This window comes from Algorimicrobium bowmanii (assembly GCF_054031195.1).
Genome location: NZ_CM132929.1, coordinates 2,507,610 through 2,530,450, shown reverse-complemented (window position 1 = coordinate 2,530,450; position 22,841 = coordinate 2,507,610). Strand labels below are relative to the sequence as shown.

The 22,841-nt window shown below is 33.2% G+C and carries 27 protein-coding genes; 12 read left to right on the top strand and 15 right to left on the bottom strand.

What is annotated here, in order from left to right:
• Positions 1-8 precede the first annotated feature (8 nt).
• A complete protein-coding gene (locus tag ACW5R3_RS11395) occupies positions 9-404 on the top strand; it encodes an SRPBCC family protein (RefSeq protein ID WP_456577140.1) in 396 nt (131 codons plus the stop codon).
• On the opposite strand, the gene ACW5R3_RS11390 is transcribed toward ACW5R3_RS11395, so the two are convergent.
• Positions 401-1,132 carry a biotin--[acetyl-CoA-carboxylase] ligase gene (locus ACW5R3_RS11390; protein WP_456577139.1) on the bottom strand — a complete coding sequence of 244 codons (732 nt, stop codon included), beginning with the start codon at positions 1,130-1,132 and terminating at the stop codon, positions 401-403. The genes ACW5R3_RS11395 and ACW5R3_RS11390 overlap by 4 nt on opposite strands.
• A gap of 95 nt (positions 1,133-1,227) precedes the next feature.
• Between ACW5R3_RS11390 and rsfS the strand changes: the two genes are divergently transcribed.
• The 6 genes from rsfS (at position 1,228) to ACW5R3_RS11360 (ending at position 6,029) form a co-directional block, all read left to right on the top strand.
• Complete coding sequence (rsfS, locus tag ACW5R3_RS11385) at positions 1,228-1,599, top strand: ribosome silencing factor (protein ID WP_456577138.1); 372 nt, start codon at positions 1,228-1,230, stop codon at positions 1,597-1,599.
• Between the two features lie 9 nt (positions 1,600-1,608).
• Positions 1,609-3,561: an ATP-dependent zinc metalloprotease FtsH gene (gene ftsH, locus ACW5R3_RS11380; protein WP_456577137.1), complete on the top strand. Its 1,953-nt coding sequence runs from the start codon at positions 1,609-1,611 to the stop codon at positions 3,559-3,561.
• Between the two features lie 114 nt (positions 3,562-3,675).
• On the top strand, positions 3,676-4,290 hold the full coding sequence (locus ACW5R3_RS11375) for an LUD domain-containing protein (RefSeq protein WP_456577136.1): 615 nt from the start codon (positions 3,676-3,678) through the stop codon (positions 4,288-4,290).
• A 3-nt stretch (positions 4,291-4,293) separates the two neighbouring features.
• Positions 4,294-5,103, top strand: coding sequence for a phosphatidate cytidylyltransferase (locus ACW5R3_RS11370; RefSeq protein ID WP_456577135.1), 810 nt, complete (start codon positions 4,294-4,296; stop codon positions 5,101-5,103).
• Between the two features lies 1 nt (position 5,104).
• Entirely contained in the window at positions 5,105-5,755 is a 651-nt protein-coding gene (locus ACW5R3_RS11365; RefSeq protein ID WP_456577134.1) for a phosphatidylserine decarboxylase family protein, read from the top strand.
• Between the two features lies 1 nt (position 5,756).
• On the top strand, positions 5,757-6,029 hold the full coding sequence (locus ACW5R3_RS11360) for an acyl-CoA-binding protein (protein ID WP_456577133.1): 273 nt from the start codon (positions 5,757-5,759) through the stop codon (positions 6,027-6,029).
• A gap of 18 nt (positions 6,030-6,047) precedes the next feature.
• On the opposite strand, the gene pafA is transcribed toward ACW5R3_RS11360, so the two are convergent.
• The gene (gene pafA / locus ACW5R3_RS11355) at positions 6,048-7,724 is read right to left on the bottom strand and encodes an alkaline phosphatase PafA (RefSeq protein ID WP_456577132.1); all 1,677 of its coding nucleotides are present in this window, start codon (positions 7,722-7,724) and stop codon (positions 6,048-6,050) included.
• Positions 7,725-7,831: 107 nt separating this feature from the next.
• On the opposite strand from pafA, the gene ACW5R3_RS11350 reads away from it, so the two are divergent.
• Complete coding sequence (locus ACW5R3_RS11350) at positions 7,832-8,569, top strand: MlaE family ABC transporter permease (RefSeq protein WP_456577131.1); 738 nt, start codon at positions 7,832-7,834, stop codon at positions 8,567-8,569.
• Positions 8,569-9,336 carry an ABC transporter ATP-binding protein gene (locus ACW5R3_RS11345; RefSeq protein ID WP_456577130.1) on the top strand — a complete coding sequence of 256 codons (768 nt, stop codon included), beginning with the start codon at positions 8,569-8,571 and terminating at the stop codon, positions 9,334-9,336. Before ACW5R3_RS11350 ends, ACW5R3_RS11345 begins: the two co-directional genes overlap by 1 nt.
• Here the strand turns inward: ACW5R3_RS11345 and ACW5R3_RS11340 are convergent, their stop codons facing one another.
• The 4 genes from ACW5R3_RS11340 to ACW5R3_RS11325 form a co-directional block, all read right to left on the bottom strand.
• Positions 9,337-10,824 carry a DUF389 domain-containing protein gene (locus ACW5R3_RS11340; RefSeq protein ID WP_456577129.1) on the bottom strand — a complete coding sequence of 496 codons (1,488 nt, stop codon included), beginning with the start codon at positions 10,822-10,824 and terminating at the stop codon, positions 9,337-9,339.
• 2 nt (positions 10,825-10,826) lie between these two features.
• Positions 10,827-11,906, bottom strand: a complete 1,080-nt coding sequence (locus ACW5R3_RS11335) for a mannose-1-phosphate guanylyltransferase (RefSeq protein ID WP_456577128.1) — start codon at positions 11,904-11,906, stop codon at positions 10,827-10,829.
• Positions 11,907-11,952: 46 nt separating this feature from the next.
• Entirely contained in the window at positions 11,953-12,552 is a 600-nt protein-coding gene (locus tag ACW5R3_RS11330) for a SprT-like domain-containing protein (protein WP_456577127.1), read from the bottom strand.
• 132 nt (positions 12,553-12,684) lie between these two features.
• On the bottom strand, positions 12,685-12,828 hold the full coding sequence (locus ACW5R3_RS11325) for a hypothetical protein (protein WP_456577126.1): 144 nt from the start codon (positions 12,826-12,828) through the stop codon (positions 12,685-12,687).
• Positions 12,829-13,047: 219 nt separating this feature from the next.
• Between ACW5R3_RS11325 and ACW5R3_RS11320 the strand changes: the two genes are divergently transcribed.
• From ACW5R3_RS11320 to ACW5R3_RS11310, 3 genes are read left to right on the top strand one after another with little or no spacing between them, the layout of a single operon-like run.
• On the top strand, positions 13,048-14,355 hold the full coding sequence (locus ACW5R3_RS11320; protein WP_456577125.1) for a DEAD/DEAH box helicase: 1,308 nt from the start codon (positions 13,048-13,050) through the stop codon (positions 14,353-14,355).
• Between the two features lie 3 nt (positions 14,356-14,358).
• Positions 14,359-14,568 carry a DUF6500 family protein gene (locus ACW5R3_RS11315; RefSeq protein WP_456577124.1) on the top strand — a complete coding sequence of 70 codons (210 nt, stop codon included), beginning with the start codon at positions 14,359-14,361 and terminating at the stop codon, positions 14,566-14,568.
• Between the two features lie 4 nt (positions 14,569-14,572).
• The gene (locus tag ACW5R3_RS11310) at positions 14,573-14,797 is read left to right on the top strand and encodes a VF530 family protein (RefSeq protein WP_456577123.1); all 225 of its coding nucleotides are present in this window, start codon (positions 14,573-14,575) and stop codon (positions 14,795-14,797) included.
• A gap of 103 nt (positions 14,798-14,900) precedes the next feature.
• Here the strand turns inward: ACW5R3_RS11310 and ACW5R3_RS11305 are convergent, their stop codons facing one another.
• The 9 genes from ACW5R3_RS11305 to ACW5R3_RS11265 all read right to left on the bottom strand — a co-directional run bounded on the left by ACW5R3_RS11305 (position 14,901) and on the right by ACW5R3_RS11265 (position 22,684).
• Positions 14,901-15,845: a DUF481 domain-containing protein gene (locus ACW5R3_RS11305; RefSeq protein WP_456577122.1), complete on the bottom strand. Its 945-nt coding sequence runs from the start codon at positions 15,843-15,845 to the stop codon at positions 14,901-14,903.
• Positions 15,846-16,019: 174 nt separating this feature from the next.
• The gene (locus ACW5R3_RS11300; RefSeq protein WP_456577121.1) at positions 16,020-16,238 is read right to left on the bottom strand and encodes a hypothetical protein; all 219 of its coding nucleotides are present in this window, start codon (positions 16,236-16,238) and stop codon (positions 16,020-16,022) included.
• A gap of 10 nt (positions 16,239-16,248) precedes the next feature.
• A complete protein-coding gene (gene trpA, locus ACW5R3_RS11295) occupies positions 16,249-17,013 on the bottom strand; it encodes a tryptophan synthase subunit alpha (RefSeq protein WP_456577120.1) in 765 nt (254 codons plus the stop codon).
• 9 nt (positions 17,014-17,022) lie between these two features.
• On the bottom strand, positions 17,023-18,204 hold the full coding sequence (gene trpB, locus ACW5R3_RS11290; protein WP_456577119.1) for a tryptophan synthase subunit beta: 1,182 nt from the start codon (positions 18,202-18,204) through the stop codon (positions 17,023-17,025).
• Positions 18,205-18,229: 25 nt separating this feature from the next.
• The gene (locus tag ACW5R3_RS11285) at positions 18,230-18,865 is read right to left on the bottom strand and encodes a phosphoribosylanthranilate isomerase (protein WP_456577118.1); all 636 of its coding nucleotides are present in this window, start codon (positions 18,863-18,865) and stop codon (positions 18,230-18,232) included.
• Positions 18,855-19,646 carry an indole-3-glycerol phosphate synthase TrpC gene (gene trpC, locus ACW5R3_RS11280; RefSeq protein ID WP_456577117.1) on the bottom strand — a complete coding sequence of 264 codons (792 nt, stop codon included), beginning with the start codon at positions 19,644-19,646 and terminating at the stop codon, positions 18,855-18,857. Before trpC ends, ACW5R3_RS11285 begins: the two co-directional genes overlap by 11 nt.
• Before the next feature lie 13 nt (positions 19,647-19,659).
• Positions 19,660-20,655 carry an anthranilate phosphoribosyltransferase gene (trpD, locus tag ACW5R3_RS11275; protein ID WP_456577116.1) on the bottom strand — a complete coding sequence of 332 codons (996 nt, stop codon included), beginning with the start codon at positions 20,653-20,655 and terminating at the stop codon, positions 19,660-19,662.
• A 40-nt stretch (positions 20,656-20,695) separates the two neighbouring features.
• On the bottom strand, positions 20,696-21,271 hold the full coding sequence (locus ACW5R3_RS11270) for an anthranilate synthase component II (protein WP_456577115.1): 576 nt from the start codon (positions 21,269-21,271) through the stop codon (positions 20,696-20,698).
• Positions 21,272-21,280: 9 nt separating this feature from the next.
• Entirely contained in the window at positions 21,281-22,684 is a 1,404-nt protein-coding gene (locus ACW5R3_RS11265; RefSeq protein WP_456577114.1) for an anthranilate synthase component I family protein, read from the bottom strand.
• Positions 22,685-22,841: the final 157 nt, after the last annotated feature.

The window sequence follows — 22,841 nt, the reverse complement described above, 5'->3', positions numbered from 1 at the left end:
ATTATATTATGAATTTAGAATCACCAAAAACAACAATAAATAAATCACCAGAAACTGTTTTTAATTTTTTATCTGATGTTAAGAATTTTGAAAAACTAATGCCTGAAAACATTAGTAAGTTTGAAGTTTTAGGCGATGATAAATTTTTATTTGCTTTAAAAGGCATGCCGGAAATAGTTTTGAAAAAAAAGAAAGTTGTTCCGAATAGTAAAATTGTACTTGGTGCTGCTGGTGGAAAATTAGATTTTTCTTTAACAGGACATCTTACAGAAGTTTCTGCCGATACCACCGATGTTTACTTACAGTTTAGCGGCGATTTCAATCCTATGATGGGAATGATGATTAAAGGCCCTATTACGAAATTTATTGAAACATTGGTAACAAATATGCCAGCGGCTGTTTAATAGAGTAGGGTAAGTTCTTTAAGTTCGTATTCAGCTATAATTTCGTCTTCAAGCAAAACGCGTAAACTTCCTGAATTTGTAATACCTTTTATATAGCCTGTAAAAAGTTGACCGCTTTGGTCGCGAAAAGTTGAAGGTTTGTCTTTTCTAAACAACAGACTCTCATATTCATCTTTTAATGCAACCTGTTGATTGTTTTTCAAGTCATCAAAAAGAAGTTTTAAGTTTTTTATAAAACTATGTAATAGTTCGTCTGTGTTAAAAGATGTTCCTGTTACTAATTGCAGCGAGGTCGCGTTTGGTAGATTTTCAAATTCTAATTGATTTACATTTAAGCCGATACCTATTATTGTGCCGCCAAAAGTATTTTGCTTTATTATGTTTTCGATAAGAATACCACAAACTTTTTTGTCTTCTGACAAAATGTCGTTAGGCCATTTTATACGAATTTTAGGAATTAAAAACTGTTGTAAAGTCTTAGCTAAAGCTAAAGATGTAACAATACTGATGTAGAAATTATCCTGAAATTTTAAAAAAGGAATATCTTTAAAAACGCTAAACATCAGGTTTTTACCACTTTCGGAATTCCAAATACTGCCTCTTTGGCCTCTTCCATTAGATTGGTAATTAGCCGTAATCACTGTATAATCTTCTATTTTGTTACTACTACTTAAAGCTCTTAAAAAACTGTTAGTAGAATTGATGGCATCAAGTTTGATTATATGCATTAAGTGATTTATTGATAACGTTGTAAAAATCTTATGATTTTTTTACGCTATAAAGAACTAAAAAATAATAACTTTGCACAAATTAAATTAACTGAATGGCAAAAAAACAAATCAACGCAGACCAATTAATTGCAACTATTTTAAGCGGAATTGAGGACGTAAAAGGAGAAGCGATAAATATTTTAGATTTACGCGAGATAGAAAACACGGTTTGTGATTACTTTATAATATGTGAAGGAAATTCAAACACGCAAGTAAACGCCATAGTAAACTCCATACAAAAAAAGGTAAGTAAAGAACTTAAAGATAAGCCTTGGCATATTGAAGGTACAGAAAATGCTGAGTGGGTTTTAATGGATTATGTGAACCTTGTAGTTCACGTATTTCAGAAGCATACTCGTGAGTATTACGATATTGAAAGTTTATGGGGCGATGCGAAAATTACGGTAATTGAAACAAACTATTAAGAGATATTAATGATAAAAGATAACAAGAATAATAAAAATAAGAAGCCAAAATTCAATATGTATTGGGTTTATGGCGGTGCTATTTTACTAATTATAGCTATGAACTTTTTGGGCGGTAGCGGTTTTGAGGATTCGAACCCGACAACGCCTTCTCAGTTCATGACATTTCTTAAAGATGGCGATGTAGAAAAAGTTGAAATAGTAAATAAGCGTGAGGCTAAAGTGTATTTAACACCAGAGGCTGAAGCTAAAGATGTGCATAAGAAGTCTACGCCGTCTTCACTTTTTGCATCCTCTGCAGAAGCACCAAACTATCGTTTTGAATTTGGTGATTTACAGAACTTTGAAGATGACATAGCAACGGTTATACAGTCTGAAAACTTAAATCCAAAACCAGAAGTAGAGTATAAAACAGAACAAAATGTATGGGGTGATTTCCTTTTAGGGTTATTACCATTTGTGCTTTTAATAGGTGTTTGGGTTTTTATCATGCGACGTATGTCTGGCGGTTCTGGAGGCGGAGCTGGTGGTCAGATTTTCAATATTGGAAAATCGCGAGCTAAACTTTTTGATGAAAATACAGATGTTAAAACATCCTTTAAAGATGTAGCAGGTTTAGAAGGAGCTAAAGAAGAGGTTCAAGAGATTGTGGATTTTCTTAAAAATCCGGAAAAATATACCAACTTAGGTGGTAAAATACCTAAAGGAGCGCTATTAGTAGGGCCTCCTGGTACTGGTAAAACCTTATTAGCTAAAGCCGTTGCTGGTGAGGCTAAAGTGCCGTTTTTCTCATTATCCGGTTCTGATTTTGTTGAAATGTTTGTTGGTGTAGGTGCATCACGTGTACGTGATTTATTTAAGCAAGCGAAAGAAAAATCGCCAGCTATTATTTTTATTGATGAAATTGATGCGATAGGTCGTGCTCGAGGAAAAAATAACATGTCAGGTTCTAATGATGAACGTGAAAACACTTTAAATCAGTTGTTAACTGAAATGGATGGGTTTGGTACAAATACCAATGTTATAGTACTTGCAGCAACTAACCGTGCCGATGTGTTAGATAAGGCTTTAATGCGTGCAGGTCGTTTTGACAGACAAATATTTGTAGATCTTCCTGATGTTCGTGAGCGTGAAGAAATTTTTGAAGTTCATTTACGTCCATTGAAAAAAACTGAAGATTTAGATGTAGATTTTCTTTCCAAACAAACACCAGGATTCTCTGGGGCTGACATTGCCAATGTATGTAACGAAGCTGCTTTAATTGCTGCCAGAAACGGAAAGAAAGCTGTTGATAAACAAGATTTTCTAGATGCTGTTGATAGAATAGTAGGTGGTTTAGAAAAGAAAAATAAAATTATTACTCCAGAAGAGAAAAAAGCAATTGCCTTTCATGAAGCTGGTCATGCAACTGTAAGTTGGATGTTAGAGCATGCTGCACCTTTGGTGAAAGTAACTATTGTGCCGCGTGGACGCTCTTTAGGTGCTGCTTGGTACCTGCCGGAAGAACGTTTAATAGTTAGACCAGACCAAATGCTGGACGAAATGTGTGCTGCTTTAGGTGGTCGTGCTGCTGAGCAGGTTATTTTTAATAAAATTTCAACTGGGGCATTAAGCGATTTAGAAAAAGTAACTAAACAAGCTCGTGCTATGGTTACCGTTTATGGATTAAGTGAGAAAGTTGGAAACCTTACTTATTATGATTCTTCAGGACAAAGTGAGTATGGTTTTACTAAACCATATAGTGAAAAGACATCGGAGTTAATAGACGAAGAAATTTCAAATATAATTGAAGCGCAATACAAGCGTGCTGTTGATTTATTAGAAAAAAATAAAGATAAATTAACGGAACTAGCAGATGTTCTTTTAGAAAAAGAAGTGATTTTTAAAGATAATTTAGAAAAAATCTTTGGAAAACGTTCTTTTGAACCACAAATAGCCCTTTCAGAAGAAGATAAAGAATAATTCATTTTTTTCTGTTAACATTTATTTAAAATCTTAAATTAGCCTAATGGTTCGTTTAAGATTTTTTATATTTGAAAAACACCATAAAACTCGGATTTAATAGCGAATATATAAATGAGTCTATTTAAAAGATTTTTTAGTTCAAAATCTGCTAAAGCAGAAAATGAATTAAAAACAAATGAACGTGGCAAATACATGCCGGAAGTTAAATTACCAATAGATGAGAGGTTTACAATAAACTTCAAGAAAAATGGTGGTAAATTTCTGTATTGTGAAAATTTGGATGAAGTTTATGATAGCTTAAATAATATAATTTTAGAGAACGATTGGGAAGATGATAATGTCTTAATTTATGACGAGCAGTTATGTATGCGTTTTGAAAAATCTGGCTTACAAATAACTCGAAACAGTAGTGACGCAGCATATTTTTTAACCACTTGCGAAAATTTAATAGCAGATGACGGCTCGCTTTTAATTTCTTCTAATCAAATAGCCGAGAAAAAACTTGTTGAGTTCCCAGAACATTTTGTTGTTTTTGCTACCACTAGTCAAATAACAGCTAGTATCGGTGAGGGGCTCCGAGGAATAAAAAGTAATAGTTCCCGAAAGATACCTACCAATATTACTACTATAAAGCATTTTAAATCCGTAAACAAAAAGGATAACGATTTTTTAAGTTACGGCAGTAATGCCAAAAATTTATACTTACTTCTTTTAGAAGACCTTTAACACATGAAAGAAATTATTATTAGATCCTTTACAGGGCTATTGTATGTATCCTTGTTAATGGTGTCTCTGTTAAATGAACACGCCTTAATTGCCTTGTTTTTTGTGTTTGGCTTAATATGTATGGGTGAGTTTAAAAAGCTAATTAATTTTCGATCTGTACTACCCTTTGTTATTTTTGTGGTTATGTATTTTATTTTTGTTTACTGGCAAGTAATCATGAACTCTGATACAGGATTAAGTGCTGCAACTAGAATCTTACAGGTTATTACCGTTTTTGTTCAATTAATTTTGATTAAAGATTTGTTTACCGAGAAGAAAATACCGCTATTTATATCCAAACGTTTCTTAATTTCAACGTTTTATTTATCGAGTGCTTTCGTGTTTTTGGTACTTATTGCTAGTCACAATAACACCTATAAACCACTTATATTATTAGGGGCTTTCGTGTTAGTTTGGGTAAACGATACATTTGCTTTTTTAGTAGGTAAAAATTTTGGTAAGCAAAAGTTATTTGAAAAGATATCCCCTAAAAAAACGGTTGAAGGTTTTATTGGCGGTTTGTTTTTTTCATCGGTAGCTAGTTATTTTATTGCTACCTTTACCGAAACATTAAGTTTCAACAATTGGCTTATATTAGCTATTATAATTAGTGTTTTTGGAACTTTAGGAGATTTAATAGAGTCTAAATTTAAACGTCAAGCCAATGTTAAAGACAGTGGTGTAATTATGCCAGGTCATGGTGGATTGTTAGATAGGTTAGATAGTATTATATTTGCTGCTCCATTTATTCATTTGTTTTTAGAAATTATTTAATATGTTTCACAAAGAAGGTCATAAAATTATTCTTGGAACGCTTATCATAGTGGTAGCGTTGTTTTTAGTAACAGATACCTATGTTATTTTACCTTGGTTAAACATGTTAATCATGATTGCTCTATTGGTGTTCTTATTGCTGATATTGCAGTTTTTTAGAAACCCCAAAAGACAAACAAGTTACGACGATTTGCATGTTGTATCTCCAGTAGATGGTAAAGTTGTTGTTATTGAAGAAGTTTTTGAAAAAGAATTTTTTAATGATAAACGACTTCAGGTTAGTGTTTTTATGTCGCCTGTTAATGTACATGTTACCAGGTTCCCAATTGCAGGTAAAGTTGTATATAGTAAATATCATCCGGGCAAGTATTTAGTAGCTTGGCATCCTAAAGCAAGTGAGGAAAACGAACGTACTACAGTTGTTGTTGAAAACGAAACTTACGGTCCTGTTTTATATAGACAAGTAGCTGGAGCTTTAGCTAAGCGTATTGTAAATTATGCTAAAGAAGGTCAACAAGTAAATCAAGGAAGCGATTCTGGATTTATTAAGTTTGGTTCTCGTGTAGATTTATTTTTACCATTAGATACGAACATTAACGTGGTTTTAAATCAAAAAGTACGTGGTGCAGAAAGTATAATTGCTAAGAAGTAAGATGACTCCAGAAGAAGAATTAGATATCGCCTTTAAAGAAGCTGTCGAGCGTATAAATGAACATCAGGAGCCTTTTCCTGCAGATTTTTTATTACGTTTATATGCATACTATAAAAAAGCGACAAATGATTACAGTCGCCCAAGTATTGGTAGCAAACCATTAATTAGTGCTTTTAAAACGAATGCCTTGTTTCAAATTCAGAAAATAACTGAAAATGAAGCGAAGGAGACCTACATCGAGCTTGTTAATAATTACTTCTTATACAGGAAATAAGCTTTTATTTAACCCTATTTAATTTTCTTTTTTTATAACATAATTTAACGGGTTACCAGTTGCGCCACTAGGGAAATTAATGCCTAGTAATGCAGACATTGTAGGTGCTATGTCTGGTATAACCGTTTTTTCTAAAGTACTTCCATGAGTAATTCCTTTCCCGTAAAACAATAAAGGGACATGTGTGTCATAGTTGTATCCACTTCCGTGTGATGAACCCGTTTTACTGTAAGATAAATAGCCTGCATTTGGTATTATTAAGATGTCTCCAGAACGTTTTTGGTTATAGCCGTTTTGTAATAAGGATTCAATCCCAATTGGAAAAGCATTATTATTTATTGTAGATGCGGCATATACTTTTGAAACATCTTTATAGGTAATTAGTTCGTTAACTAAAGTTTCTTGAACTTCAGTTAAATTCAGCTTTAATTCTTTAAGGACAGCTCTGTTTAAAAAGATTTGATTATTACTGATATTACTAATCAATTTATCAGAACCATAAGTGTTCATCATGAACGTATTTAAATTGGCTTTTGTTTTTTTGTATTGTAAGTAACCAGATGGAATGTTTACAGATCCCAAATAAGCTGGAACTTCCACCGCGCCATGATCCGCAGTTAAAAATACTGTATATTCTCCTTTACCTATTGTGTTGTCTAGGTATTTTAGAAAACGCTCTATATCTAAGTCCAAACGTAAGTAGGTATCTTGAATTTCTTTGGAGCTAACACCAAAATTATGTCCTACATAATCGGTAGCTGAATAACTTAATGTTAAAACGTCCGTTATTTCATCACTTCCTAAAGATTCACCTTCAATAGCAGCAATAGCAAAATCTGTCGTTAAACTATTACCATAGGCTACAGCTTTTAATATGTCAAAGCCTTTGTTTGTAGCTTGTAATTTTTTTAAATCATAAGGAAACGTAGCAGTCTCTTTTCCTTTAAATCCTCCTTCAAAAGTATTTAAGTCTGGTCCGCTTTCTGTGTACGTTTCAATAGGGTATAAGGTGTTCCATTCTTTAAGGTAAGACTCGGCAGCATCAGAACTATTAAAATCAGCAACCCAATTAGGTAGTTCCGATTTATAAAACGAACTACTTACCCAAGCACCTTCGTCTTTACCATGAAACCAATAAGCCGCATTAGCCGTATGCCCAGCAGGTAGAATGGCTCCTCTATCTTTTAAAGCAATACCTATTGTTTTACCTTGCATTTGCGTAAATAAACGATTTTCGTCAGCAAAAGAAGTGGTAAGCATACGTTGAGGAGACATTTGACCAACATCAGTTAGTGTTCCAACTGATTGGTAGTTGTCATCACTAGCGCAGTAAACAGATTTGTCAATTTCTTTATCATACCAATTATTGGCAATTATTCCGTGGTATTTTGGTGTAGTACCAGTAAATACAGATGCATGACCAGGACCTGTATAGGTTGGGATATAATTAAAATGATTGTTTTTACAGTTAAACCCTTCATTCATCATACGTTTAAAACCACCTTCTGAGTACTTATCGTAAAAGCGTGTTAAATAGTCATAACGCATTTGGTCAACTACAATTCCTACTACCAATTTTGGACGAGTTGTTTGTGTGGTTTCTTGCTTGTTATTTGTTTCGTTACTGACAGGTTTTTGTGCCTGACAAGCACTTAAAAGAAGACAGTTAACAATAAAAAGAACTATGTTTTTCATTTTGAAATATGATTTAAAATTCAAAAGTAAGGATTTTTAAATATCCCTAATTAAAATTACCGTTAAATACATTTTAGTTTTTTATTTTAGCAATAATAAAACACAGAATGAATTACCTACAAAATATTGGTGCTTATTTTTTAATGATTAAGGAAATGTTTCGCAAGCCAACTAAATGGTCTGTTATGAAACGTTTAATACTTAATGATATTGACGACCTTATTATTGGGTCTTTAGGTATAGTTGCTTTTATTTCATTCTTTGTGGGTGGTGTTGTTACCATACAAACCGCCTTGAATATGACTAGTCCTATTATTCCAAAAACTCTTATTGGTTTTGCTACCAGGCAATCTGTTATTTTAGAATTTGCTCCTACTTTTATTTCTGTTATTATGGCCGGTAAAGTAGGGTCTTTTATAACTTCAAGTATTGGTACCATGCGTGTAACTGAACAAATAGATGCCTTAGAGGTTATGGGGATTAATGCGGTAAATTACTTGGTGTTTCCGAAATTTATAGCACTCATGTTATATCCATTTGTTATTTCTATTGCTATGTTTTTAGGTATTGTGGGAGGTTTGGCTGCAAGTTATTTTGGAGGGTTTAGCTCTGTAGAAGATTATATTGCAGGTGTGCAGTTAGATTTTATACCTTTTCATATAACTTATGCCTTTATTAAAACAACAATTTTTGCTTTTCTTTTAGCTACAATACCATCATTTTATGGTTTTTATATGCGTGGTGGAGCTTTGGAGGTAGGAAAGGCAAGTACGACATCATTTGTATGGACTAGTGTTGTAATTATACTTTGTAACTATATATTAACTCAATTGTTGTTAAGCTAATGATAGACGTAAAAAATATTCATAAATCTTTTGGCGATGCCCATATTTTAAAAGGCGTTTCAACAACATTTGAGAAAGGTAAAACAACTTTGGTTATAGGACAAAGTGGTTCTGGTAAAACTGTTTTTTTAAAGTGTTTATTAGGACTATTCGAACCAGAACAGGGTTCTATTGCTTATAATGGTAAAATATATTCGGAGCTTTCCGAAGATCAGCGTAGTAATTTACGTGCTGAAATGGGGATGGTATTTCAAGGTAGTGCCTTGTTTGATTCCATGACAATTTTAGAGAATGTGATGTTTCCACTTAAGATGTTTACAAAACAAAGTGTTAGTGAAATGGAAGATCGTGCCGATTTCGTACTAAAGCGTGTGAATCTTGGTGATGCTCATAATAAGTTTCCAAGTGAAGCTTCAGGAGGTATGCAAAAGCGTGTAGCTATTGCTCGAGCTATTGTTAATAAACCAAACTACTTATTTTGTGATGAGCCTAATTCGGGATTAGATCCCAAAACAGCAATGGTTATTGATAATCTAATTCATGAAATTACCGAAGAATACGATATTACAACCATAATTAATTCACATGATATGAACTCTGTTATGGAAATTGGAGATAAAATTGTGTTTTTAAAAGATGGATTAAAAGAATGGGAAGGCTCCAAGGACACGATTTTTAAAACCGACAATGAAGCCGTTACCAACTTTGTTTATTCTTCTGAACTCTTTAAAAAAGTGCGTCAGATGTATTTAGAAGAACGTGCTTAATTAAGGTATTTGCCTTACTACTAACGTATCTAATTTCAATTTAACTTTTAACCAACGCTCTAATTTACCTTGCTCTTTAGCAACAGCTATATCTGTTAGTTTTTCAGTGTTCCATTTAACTGTAAACACAGAAACAGTATCTGTTGTATTAAAATCTGATTCTATTTCATTAGCAAAACTAAAACGTTCTAAATCCTCATAGTTAATTTGTACCTCTTGAATAACATCGTTAAAAGGAATGGTGTTTTTTTCTAAAACAGATAACTCTTTTATGCGATTTTCTAAATTTGTTATTTTTTGAGTTTGTGTTATTAAATCTATCGAATCTCTAAACCTAATTTGCTCCATATACTTTAAGTTATCGTATTGCTCTGAGCGACTCTGATTAAAAATAATTTTAGTATTTGCTAAAGCTGGATACTCCGAAGTCTTACTTTTAATTAGACTAATAGTAGATTCAGGTATTTCACCTAAACCGTACGTGTTAAATTCAATGTAAGATTCACCATTATTATACTTAGGAATGGTATTCTTTTTAATGTACTCATACTGTGGTAATCCTTTTAGTTCTGTATCAACAAAGCGTTTAGCTTCGGTGTCAAAATTACTTTCTTTTAGAACACTCCAAAATGTAAATGCAGCAGGAATCATAACAATAAGTGCTAAAAAGGATGCAATTTGTGCTATACGTTTACGTTTTTTAGAATTCGCATATTTCAGCATTGGAAAACGCAGTGCTTTTACCACTATAAATGTTGCCAAGGCAATGAAAATAGTATTGATAATAAACAAGTACATAGCGCCAAAGAAATAAGTAAAATTAGCTTTAGCTAAACCGTATCCAGCTGTACAAAGTGGCGGCATTAAAGCGGTAGCAATAGCAACACCAAATATGGCAGAGGCAATAGTACCTCGTTTTGTTTTTGCAATTATAAGTGCAGCACCACCAAAAAAGGCAATTAATACATCTCGAATATCGGGTTGTACACGACCTAAAAGCTCAGAAGTGTCTTCACTTAAAGGAAATAACCAGAAAAATAAATAAGCTGTTAATAAACTTAGCACAATCATAATGGCTAAATTGATTAAGGATTTTTTCATGGTGTCAATATCATTTACCGCTACTGATAATCCGATACCTAAAATAGGTCCCATTAGCGGAGATATTAACATGGCTCCAATTACAACTGCAGTAGAATTGGCGTTTAATCCAATAGATGCGACAAATATCGAGCAAACTAAAATCCATGCAGTTGCCCCTTTAAATGAAATGTCTTTTTTAATTGCTTCAATAGTTTCATCCCGATCGGTGTCTTCTCGGAAATCTAATAGTTCAATTAAAAATTTCTTTACATTTTGAAATAGACCTTTTGCGTCTTTCTTTACGGCTTTTTTAGATTCCGCTACAGCAGCATCTTTTTTTGCCTCTTCGGCAGCAGCCGTTTTCTTTGTTTCTTCTTCAGAAAAATTAAATTTATTTTCTTCCATACTTAAATAAATTGGTCACCAAAATTACCCTTTACACGTGCTAGTGTTTCTTTTATATCTTGCTCTTTAGCTTTTGGATATATAAGTAAAACATCGTCTTTATCAACTACAATGTAATCCTTTAAACCATCCACAACAACTAGTTTGTCACCTTTTGTACGAATCATATTTCCGGTTGCATCATGAGTAAGTGTTTGTGCATTTACTACGGCATTCTGATTGGTGTCTTTTTCTAATTTATCATATAAACTACCCCAAGTACCTAAATCATTCCAATCGAATGTTGCAGGAAGAACAAAGACATTTTTTGAAGCTTCCATAATGGCATAATCCACAGAAATATTTTCTGCTTTAGCATAGTTCTCGTCAATGAAGGTTTTTTCGTTGTCGGTATTGTAACTGCTGTAGCCTTCGTTAAAAAGATTAAATAGTTCGGTTTGATTATTTTTAAAAGCATCTAAAACACTAGAAACACTCCACATAAAAATACCTGCATTCCATAAAAAATTACCTTGACTAATAAAGGCTTTTGCAGTGTTGTAATCTGGTTTTTCACGAAATTGTTTTACAGGTTTGATAGGAGTTTCTGAAGACTTACTATATTCAATATAGCCATAACCTGTATTGGGAAAAGTAGGTTTAATACCTAAAGTCATTAAAGCATCATTTTTAGTACAAAATTCAAAAGCTTGTTTAACGTTATCTGTAAATGCGGTTTCGTCTTCTATCCAATGATCACTAGGCGCAACAATCATTAATGCATCAGGGTTTTCCTTTTGAATTTTTAAAGATGCATATAAAATACAGGGCGCTGTATTTCTCATTGCAGGTTCTAATATAACTTGTCGTTTAGAGACTTCTGGAAGTTGTTCGAAAACTAAATCATTATAGCGTTCGTTGGTAAGTATAAATATATTTTCTTTTGGAATAAGTGTACTTAATCTAGCAAATGTTTTCTGAATTAACGTTTCTCCAGTTCCTAACATATCATGAAACTGTTTTGGGAATTCTTGTGTGCTTACGGGCCAAAACCTAGACCCAACACCACCTGCCATTAAAATAGCGTAATAATTTTTATTCATTTAGTTTTATTTAACCTTTAAGATAAATTAGTTGCTAAAGTATTAATTAATTAGTTATAATTTCTACTTCGGCATTTGGGTTGAAAAGATACAATTTTCCTGTTTTAATTTCCATACATTCTATGCGTTTTACACGTTTATTTCCTTTTTTAAACACTTTTCCATTATATAATTTAAATGTTTGTCCATGTGCAACTTGAAAAACATAGGTTTTGTCAGTTTCTGGATCATATTGCTTTAGTGCGAAAGCTAAATCTGTATCTGTGTCACTGCTTGCTTTTGGGTTTTTAAAATGCCTTGCTAATAAGGGTAATAATTCGTTTGGGAAAATATCAGGATTTAAAAAAGGCAACATAAGCTGTTGAAAAGTATATTTCCATGCTTTTCCATGTGGCTTAATAGTTTTTCCGTAAGTTTTATAAGCTTCATAATGGGCTATTTCATGAACAAGTGTTATTAAAAACCTATATGGGTTAAGGTTTGAATTAATTGTTATTTCATGTTTACCATTTGGCAGACTTCTATAATCGCCATGACGTGTTTTTCGTTCGTTTTTAATTTTTAAACTTAAATGGTCGTGATCTAATAGTGTTACAACTCGCAAAAGAGCAGCCTCCGGTAGGTAAGGTTTTAAAACGGTTTTCATAATTGCAAAATAACACTTTTATTGGCTGATTTATAAACTGAAATTTTAGTTTTTATAGCGCAAACTAAATATTAAAAAAAAAGACCTGTTTCATACAGGATGAAACAGGTCTTTAGTTATAGAATGTTGTGTTTATTCTTTATTTTTTTGACTTTTTATTGTTTTCTTGTCTATATCAAAGTCGTTCGTGTTTATTGTTGTATTCCCTGTAGGGTTTGTTGGATTCGTTTGCTCTTTTGTTGGTTTAAATTTTCTTTTATCATTTATCACTCCCATTGTTTGTTGTTTTTAGATTCATCTATAAGATACATAAATAATAAGTTGTTTTTATTAAAACTATCTTAAAAACAGGGTTTTACATGTTAAAATGTGCTTAGTGTGTTATATTTTTTAAAATAGAAATAATAGGTTAGTCGCATTTATATAACGTACCTTTGCATTTAACTTTAGAAGTGACATCTGATTATGATTGCATTCACTTCACAAAATATATTTATGTCATTTAATTCTTTAGGTTTGTCTGACGCCCTTTTAAAAGCGGTCAGTAATCAAGGTTATGAAAAACCTTCACCAATTCAACAAAAAGCAATACCAGCAGTTTTAGACGGTAAAGATGTTTTAGCATCCGCTCAAACAGGAACTGGAAAAACGGCAGGGTTTACATTGCCCTTATTACATATTTTATCTCAGAGAGAAAGTCAGAAACGTCGACCTATTCGAGCATTGATACTAACACCTACTCGGGAGTTAGCAGCACAAGTTTACGATAATGTAAAGGCTTATAGTGCTTTTACTGATTTAAGATCATTAGTTATTTTTGGAGGTGTTAATCAAAAACCTCAAGTAGCAGCACTAAATAGAGGTGTTGATGTTTTAGTAGCAACACCAGGTAGGTTGTTAGATTTACAAAATCAAGGTGTTATTTCTCTTAAACAGATAGAAATTCTTGTTTTAGATGAAGCAGACCGTATGTTAGATATGGGGTTTTTACGTGATATTGAGCGTATAATGAAATTGATGCCTGCAAAACGCCAAAACTTACTTTTCTCTGCTACTTTTTCTAAAGAGATAAAGAAATTAGCTAATGGAATTTTAAATAAACCCGTTTTAGTTGAAGCTACACGTGAGAATTCAACAGTAGAGGCTATTACACAAAAGGTATTTCGTGTTGCTAAAGCTAAAAAAACAGATTTAATCATTAAATTAATATCTGAAGGTAATTGGACACAGGTACTTGTATTTACACGAACTAAGCATGGAGCCAATAAGCTTTGTAAGAAAATGATAAGTAGCGGTATAACAGCTGCGGCTATACATGGTAACAAAAGTCAAGGAGCTAGAACAAAGGCTTTAGCTGGTTTTAAATCGGGTAAAATAAGTGTTTTAGTAGCTACAGATATAGCTGCTCGTGGTTTAGATATACCATTATTACCGCATGTTATCAATTTTGAACTTCCTAATATTTCTGAAGATTATGTTCACCGTATTGGTAGAACAGGAAGAGCAGGAGCTAGCGGAGAAGCTATTTCATTGGTAAGTGCAGACGAAACCTCATACTTGAAAAGTATTGAGAAGTTGGTAGGCGAAAAGATACCGGTAAGTATTGTTGAAGGTTTTGAACCTGACCCTAATGCTTCTACCCAACCTATAAAACAGGGGCAAGGTAGAAATAAAGGAGGCGCTCGACGAACAGAGAAAACGGGGCCTAAATCTAAAAAGCCTTCTGGAAATAATTCTCGTAGGTCTGCTAGAACTTCAGATAGTCGCTCACCGAGTAGACGTACTAAAAGTAGAAGAGATTAAATTATGACAGCAGAATTAAAAGCTAAAATGATAGCTGTTTGTAACGCAAAAATAGCTCAAAAAGGGGATCAGGTTGGTTTGTCTTTCTATGCGTTTTTTGCTAATAAGAATGATAATCCAAAGCTGTTAATGGAAGCTGCTACTTGGTGGATTGAAACACATGAGTTAGATCATTTTGAAAAGGCTTTAAAAATTAAAAGTTTATTAGAGTAATGTTATGGAACAACAACCAAATAACCCATTACACGGTATAACATTAGAGAGAATAGTAACCGATTTAGAAGCTCACTATGGTTGGGAATATATGGGGTACACTATAAAAATTAAGTGTTTTACTGATAACCCTTCTGTGAAATCTAGTCTTAAATTTTTAAGACGAACCCCTTGGGCAAGACAAAAGGTTGAACGCATGTATTTAAAAATGCTTAAAAATAAAAAATGAGGCTTAATAGCCTCATTTTTTATTTTTCTATGTTTTAGTTCTTTCTCTAAAACTTCCAAAACGGTAGTGATTTATGTCTACCTATTTAAACTGTTAGGTGTATTTAGTTAAATTCCCAGCCAAACGTAGATTGAAATACATAATCTGAATCTGAAGCACCTTCTACAGGTTTACTATCATAGTTATATGTTACAGCTAGCTTTATGAAGAAATCTAACGGTAAATCATACTTTAAACTTAGGTTGTAATCAGCTCTGTAACGACCACTTTCTGTTAAACTTGGGTAGAATGTTACATCTGTACTCATGCTAAAGTCATTAAAGTCAAACATGTTTAAAGATAATGCACCATAGGCTTCCATAGAGTTTTGGTGTGTGTTAAACTCATCAGAAAAACGCTCGTTGTTCCATGCTAGACCAAAACCACCGGCAAAAAATAATTTGTTTGAGTGTACAAAGTATTTACCTAAACCACCTTTTACGGTTGTTCTTAAGTCTAGTTTTTGTTCGTTATTTGATAAGAAATTCGCTTCAGTACTTGCAAACCAATCATTTTTCATAAAGTATTTAAAACCTAAGCTAGCATCCGTTCTTTGAGTTTCAGCTACATCATCTTGATTACTTCGTACCGAGTTGAAACTACCCGTTAATAACCATTTATAAGCAGTATAACTTAAGTTACTACTTACAGAAAATTGACGTAGGTTATTACTTTTAGTTAGGTTAAAACCTACAGAAACAGAAGCGACTATTCTAGATAAGAAATCGCTTTCAACAGGTTTAATATATACAATGTCTGATATAGGAATTGTTTTTTCTACACCATTTTCAATGACAGTTACCTTTCCTTCTTCGCCATCTTTTGTGTTAAAAGAACTATTAATACGTTGGCCATCCGATAAAGTTAATAAAAAGGTCTGCTGACTTTTTAAGCTCTTTATGTCTATCCATGTTATTTTAAAATCGGAGTCACTATAATCTGTACTTACGGTAACAACACCTCTGTCCATTGATTCTATTTCACCAATAAGTTTATCGTTGTTTTTCATTACAATTGTGTCATTTTGTGACCAGGATAACTGGGCAACGAAACAAAAAAGAATGAGTAAAAATAAATTGGGAGTTTTAGTGTAATTTTTTGTCATAATTGGTTGATTTTGATTAGATAAAATAAATGTAATAAAAATTTAGTTAATAGATTACTTGTTCGTTAAGTGACATGTTTAGTTTGATTTAAACTTTATTAAAACAAAACGTAACAATATTATAAATGGGAAACCATGTAATAAGAGGTCAAACCAATCCATGACAAGCATACCGTTTGCACCACCTAAAACCCACTTTAATTTACCCCAAACATGAGGCTCCGGAAAAAAAGGAGCTAATCCTAAAGTTAAGCATAGCAAAACTATTAATTTCCAATTATTAAGGAGTTTCGACATTTAAATATTTTTAGTCTCTTATATTTTCGACAAAACTATGAATTTTATCTAAACTATCTGTTTTCAAATGCTTAATAAAAGCACTCCCTATTATTGCACCATTTGCATGTGTGGTTGCTTGATTAAATGTTTCTTTATTTGAAATACCAAATCCGACTATTTGTGGATTTTTCAATTTTAGGTTGGCTATCCGATTAAAGTATGTTTTTTGTGCTTCACCAAAACCAGATTGTCCACCTGTTACACTGGCGCTGCTAACCATATATATAAAGCTGTTTGAGACACTGTCTATAAACTTTATGCGTTTTTCTGAAGTTTGTGGTGTGATTAAAAAAACATTTACAAGGCCATATTTTTCAAAAATGTTTTTATAGTTTTCATTGTAAATAGCAACAGGTAAATCAGGTATTATAAAGCCGTCTATACCAATTTCTTGACATTTTCTGCAAAAATCTTCAACACCGTATTGTAATATTGGGTTAAAATATCCCATTATTAATAATGGAATTGATACTGTTTTTCTAATGTCTTTTAATTGATTGAATAAGACATCGGTTGTCATTCCGTTTTCTAAGGCTTGAGTAGAACTAGCTTGTATGGTTGGTCCATCGGCTAAGGGATCGCTAAAAGGCAAACCTATTTCAATCATATCTACGCCGCTTTTTTCCAAATTTTGAATAACTGTTACAGTATCATTTAGGTTTGGAAATCCTGCTGTAAAATAAATAGAAAGCAGTTTTTTTGTGCTTGCTAATGTTTTATTAATTCGATTCATAAGTTGGATTTATAAATTAAAAAAGCTGTTGTAAGTATTTAGATCTTTATCACCACGTCCTGATAAACACAGAACAACAATATCATTTTCTTGAAACGTTTTGTGTTTAAAAACGGCTAAGGCATGTGCACTTTCTATGGCTGGTATAATACCTTCTAATTGACATAATTCTAAACCTGCTGCCATAGCTTCATCATCGGTAACCGATAAAAATTTGGCTCTGCCAGTTTTGTAAAGATGAGCGTGCATAGGGCCAACTCCTGGGTAGTCTAATCCAGCAGAAATAGAATACGGTTCCGTTATTTGTCCATCTGTAGTTTGCATTAATAAGGTTTTACTACCGTGGATAATTCCTGTTTTTCCCAAAGCAGATGTTGCAGCACTTTTCCCTGAATGAATTCCTTTTCCAGCAGCTTCAACGGCTATCAGATTTACGGCTGTATTTTCTAAGAAATGATAATAGGCACCTGCAGCATTACTGCCGCCACCAACACAAGCAATAACATAGTCGGGTGATTCTTGCTGTTCTTGTTCAAGAAGTTGTGTTTTTATTTCTTTTGATATAACGGATTGGAATCGGGCAACCATATCCGGATAGGGGTGCGGACCCACGACGCTGCCAATTATATAATGAGTATCCACAGGGTTGTTTATCCAATCGCGTATCGCTTCATTTGTAGCATCTTTAAGAGTTTTACTACCAGATTTTGCAGGTATTACTGTAGCACCAAGCATGTTCATACGTGCCACATTAGGAGCTTGTCTCTCCATATCTATTTCACCCATATAAATATAGCATTCTAAACCCATTAATGCACAAACGGTTGCTGTAGCAACACCGTGTTGTCCGGCTCCTGTTTCAGCAATTATTCGTGTTTTACCTAAACGTTGTGCCATTAAAATTTGACCTATTGTATTGTTAATTTTATGAGCACCTGTATGATTTAGGTCTTCACGTTTTAAGTAAATTTTAGTGTTGTATTTTTCAGAAAGACGTTTTGCGAAATATAACGGAGATGGACGCCCAACATAATCTTTTAGTAAAGCATTGAATGCTTTTTGAAAATCGGGTTCAGCCATAACTTTTAAATAGTTTTGACGTAAATTCTCAACATTCGGATGAAGCATTTCGGGAATGTATGCTCCTCCAAACTCTCCGTAGTAACCGTTATTATCAATATTATATGTCATAATTTTATAAATACTTTAAGTGCTGTTATTGCTGTGGTCTATTTTGAAATTGTTTTAGTAATGTGATGTTTTTTAAACCAGGTTCTTGTTCAAACCTACTATTTACATCTAGGGCATAACAGTATTTGAAAATTCTTGTTTTCTTAAATTCTTTAAGTTTTTCTGTAGCGTCTATTCCGATGCCTCCACTTAAAATAAATGGTTTGGTAGAAGAGTATTCATTTAACATGTTCCAATTAAAGGAATAACCATTACCACCTTTGAGTTTGCCTTTAGTATCGAAAAGAAATTTATCAATAAGTGGTTCGTAGGCTTCTAAAATACTAAAATTAAAATCAGTGTCAATACTGAAAACCATCCAGATTTCAATGCTATTAGAATGTGTTAGAAGTTTGTGAATTTTAGTAATAAAACCAACGGATTGGTTGCCGTGAAGCTGTATTACATCTAAGTTGTACTTTTTAACTGTAGTTATAATTTCAGTTTCACTATGGTTTACAAATACGCCCACTTTTTTAACCGATTTTGGTAAATTAGGAATTGGACCACTAAAATGACGTGGTGATTTATTATAAAAAATAAAGCCCATGTAATCCGGCTTTAATTCGGCTACCAACTGTATGTTTTCCGGGTATTTCATGCCACAAACTTTAAGCTTCATACGCTATGTTTTTTATAAATTTCTCGGCATACAATCCTGGGTTTTCTGTGGTCATAAAATTTTCACCTATTAAAAAACCTTTATAATCAAATAATTGAAGTTCTTGAATAGCTTCAGGAGTACTAATGCCACTTTCTGATATTTTGGTAAAGTCATCAGGTATTAAAGCGCTCAATGATTTGCTTGTTTCTAAGGAGACTTCAAATGTTTTTAAATTTCGGTTGTTAACACCAATTAAATCTAAGCTAGGAAAGACAGACTGTTGTAATTCCTTATTATTATGAACTTCTAAAAGAATTTCTAAACCTAAACTTTTGCCTAATTCGGAAAACAATTTAATTTCTTCAGGGGTTAAAACAGCTGCAATAAGTAAAATTAAATCTGCACCGTGTGCTTTAGCTTCTATAATTTGGTAACTATCTATTATAAAGTCCTTTCGTAATAAAGGTAAATGGCAACTAGCTCTTGCATGCAATAAATCGTCTAATGACCCTCCAAAATAATTTCCATCTGTTAAAACCGACATACCACAAACTCCTGCTTTTTCATAACCCTGGGCAACGTCTATAATTGAAGCTTTCTGATTTATAACTTGTTTGGAAGGTGAGCGTCTTTTAAACTCAGCTATAATTCCAGATGTACTGTTTTTTAAATTGGTAACAAGAGAATGTGTTTGCGTTTCAAATAAAACCGATTTTTCCAGTTGAGATGTAGGGATAAGCTGTTTTTTTAGAGCAATCTCTCGACGTTTATTAGTTACAATTTGTTGTAATATATCCATTTGGTAGTCTGTTTTATTTTAAACTTAAATCAATTAGTTTTTGAAAGCAGTTTTTAGCCCGACCTTCTAATAAGGATTCTTTGGCTAAGGCATAGCTGTCTTCAATAGATTTATCTGTTACTGTTGATATGGCTACTGCGGCATTTGCACATACTACATTGTTCTGTGCATCGGTACCTTGACCCTCTAAAATATGTGTGAATATTTTAGCAGAAGCAGCAACTGAGTGCCCTCCTTGAATAGCACTAGGTAGTAAGGTTTCTAAATTAAAATCACAAGGCGTAATTATTCGTTCGGATGTATTATTTACCACTTTTGCTGGTCCTGTTAAGGAAATTTCATCATAACCATCGAGTGCATGAACAATGCTATATTTTTTATCTGTGTTTTGATATAAGTAGCTGTATAAGCGTAGCAATTCTAAATTAAAAACACCTACCATTTGATATTTAGGAAAAGCAGGGTTTACCATAGGCCCCAACATGTTAAAGAACGTTTTAACTCCTAAATCTTTCCTGATAGGAGCTACGTTTTTCATGGCTGGGTGAAAGAGTGGCGCATGCATAATACAAATTCCAGCTTGGTCTAAACAGGTTTTTAAAAAATTGGTATTATTACTGAATTTTACACCTAAGTGTTCTAAAACATTAGAAGATCCGCAAGCTGATGAAACACCATAATTGCCATGTTTGGCCACATGTACTCCAGCTCCAGCAGTAACAAATGATGCTAATGTGGATATGTTAAAGGTGTCTTTTCCGTCACCACCTGTACCACATAAATCAATGGCATTATAAGCACCTAAATCTACGGGGATACATAGTTCTAACAAAGCGTCGCGAAACCCTTGAAGTTCATCAATAGTTATTGTTCGCATCATGTAAACTGTAAGGAATGAAGCTATTTGACTTTGGTTATAGTCTCCATTAGATATATTTACAAGTACAGATTTAGCCTCATCACTAGAAATATATTCCTGATTTATAAGTCTGTTTAATATGTTTTTCATTGTTTAAAGTCTTTGAATTTGAGGGTTTAGTTAGCTGTTTTTAACTGTTTACCCAATTAGAGAGCATGTGTTTTCCTTCGGGTGTTAAAACCGATTCTGGATGAAACTGTACTGCACGAACATCGTAAAATTTATGACGGAGAGACATGACTTGGCCATTTTCATCAAAAGAAGTCGCCTCAAGTACTTCAGGTAAATCCTTATTAACAACCCATGAATGGTAACGACCAACAGTTATTGTTTTTTCTAATCCTTTAAATAATTGCTCGTCGTTGGAAACTATGGTTATAGGCGTGGCAACCCCATGGTAAACGGTATCTAAGTTTATGATGCTTCCACCAAAAACTTCACAAATAGCCTGTTGTCCAAGGCAAACTCCTAAAATGCTTTTAGTAGCGGCATATTCTTTAATAATAGCCTTTAGTAATCCCGCTTCATCTGGAATACCAGGTCCGGGAGATAAGAGAATTTTATCATAGTTGTTTACAGCTTCTAATGAAATTTGGTCATTACGTTTCACCGTGATATCAAAACCAAAATCTTCTAAATAATGTACTAGGTTATAGGTGAAACTATCGTAATTATCAATGACTAGTATGTTTGTGTTATTTTTCATTACTTCTATTTAAATATCTTTAGCCATATGAATAGCCTTGGTTAATGCACCCAATTTATTATACACTTCTTGTAGTTCGCTTTCTGCTTCAGATTTTGAGACAATTCCTGCCCCAGCTTGCCAATGTAATTGATGGTTTTTACTTAAAAATGTCCGAATCATAATAGCATGGTTAAAATTGCCGTCGAAATCCATAAAACCAATTGCTCCACCATAAAAATCACGACTTGTGGTTTCGTACTGTTCAATTAACTCCATAGCACGATATTTAGGGGCTCCACTTAGAGTGCCTGCAGGAAATGTATCTGCCACCATTTGGATTGTAGTTGTGTCTGGGTTTTTTATACCAGTAACTTTACTTACTAGATGGATAACATGGGAAAAATACTGAACTTCACGATAGGTGTCAACCTGTATTTGACTGCTATTACGACTTAAGTCGTTTCTAGCTAAATCAACAAGCATAACATGTTCGGCGTTTTCTTTATCGTCTTCGGCAAGTTGCTTGGCCAAAATGGCGTCTTTCTCGTCATTACCTGTTCGTTTAAAAGTCCCGGCTATTGGATGAATTTCAGCTTTATTGTTGTTTACAACGAGTTGCGCTTCTGGTGAACTTCCAAAAATTTTAAAATCACCGTAATCAAAATAAAATAAATATGGCGACGGGTTTATGCTTCTAAGCGCTCGGTATACATTAAATTCATCGCCTTTAAATTTTTGAGAGAATTTTTTAGATAATACTAATTGAAAAACATCGCCGCGTTCACAGTGTTTTTTAGCAAGTTCTACCTGCTCTTTATAAGCCGAATCTGTTAAGTTAGAAACAGTTTCTCCGTCTGTAGTGAAATTAAATGCAGAGAAGTTTTTAGATGTTATTAATTGAAAAATAGCATCAACATTTGTTTCTGTATTGAAGCAATGGGCAAAAATATAAGCTTCATTCTTATGGTGGTTTATGGCTATGATGTTTTGGTAAACAGCATAGTGAATGTCGGGGATATTTTGGTGTCCTTCTTTTTTTGTAATGTTTATGTCTTCAAAATAACGCACAGCATCATATGCCATGTATCCAAAAATACCGTTGTTAATAAACTTAAAATCGGTGTCTGAATGCACTTTAAAACGTTTGGTGAATTTATGAATTTTACGCATAACACCTCCCGGTTTAGAAACATGGTTTATTAAGCAGCTACCGTCTGGGAAACTTTGTGTGATAGTGTCGTTTTTAACCGAAATAGTAGCAATAGGATTGCAGCATATATAAGAAAACGAATTGTCATTAGCGTGGTAATCGCTACTTTCTAAAAGAATGCTATTTGGAAATTTATCACGTATTTTTAGGTAAACACTAACCGGTGTAATGGTATCGGCTAGAATTTTTTTGTAATGTGTGTATAAACTGAATTTTTTCATATGTATTGTAAAAAAAAAAGGCTTGTCGTGAACGACAAGCCTTTTTAAAGTATTTTTATTTAAAATATACGTATAGGATTAGATCACGAATTTTGAGTTTCGATTATTCCACCACCACGTATGATTTAATATTGTATTCATAATTTATTAAAGGTCA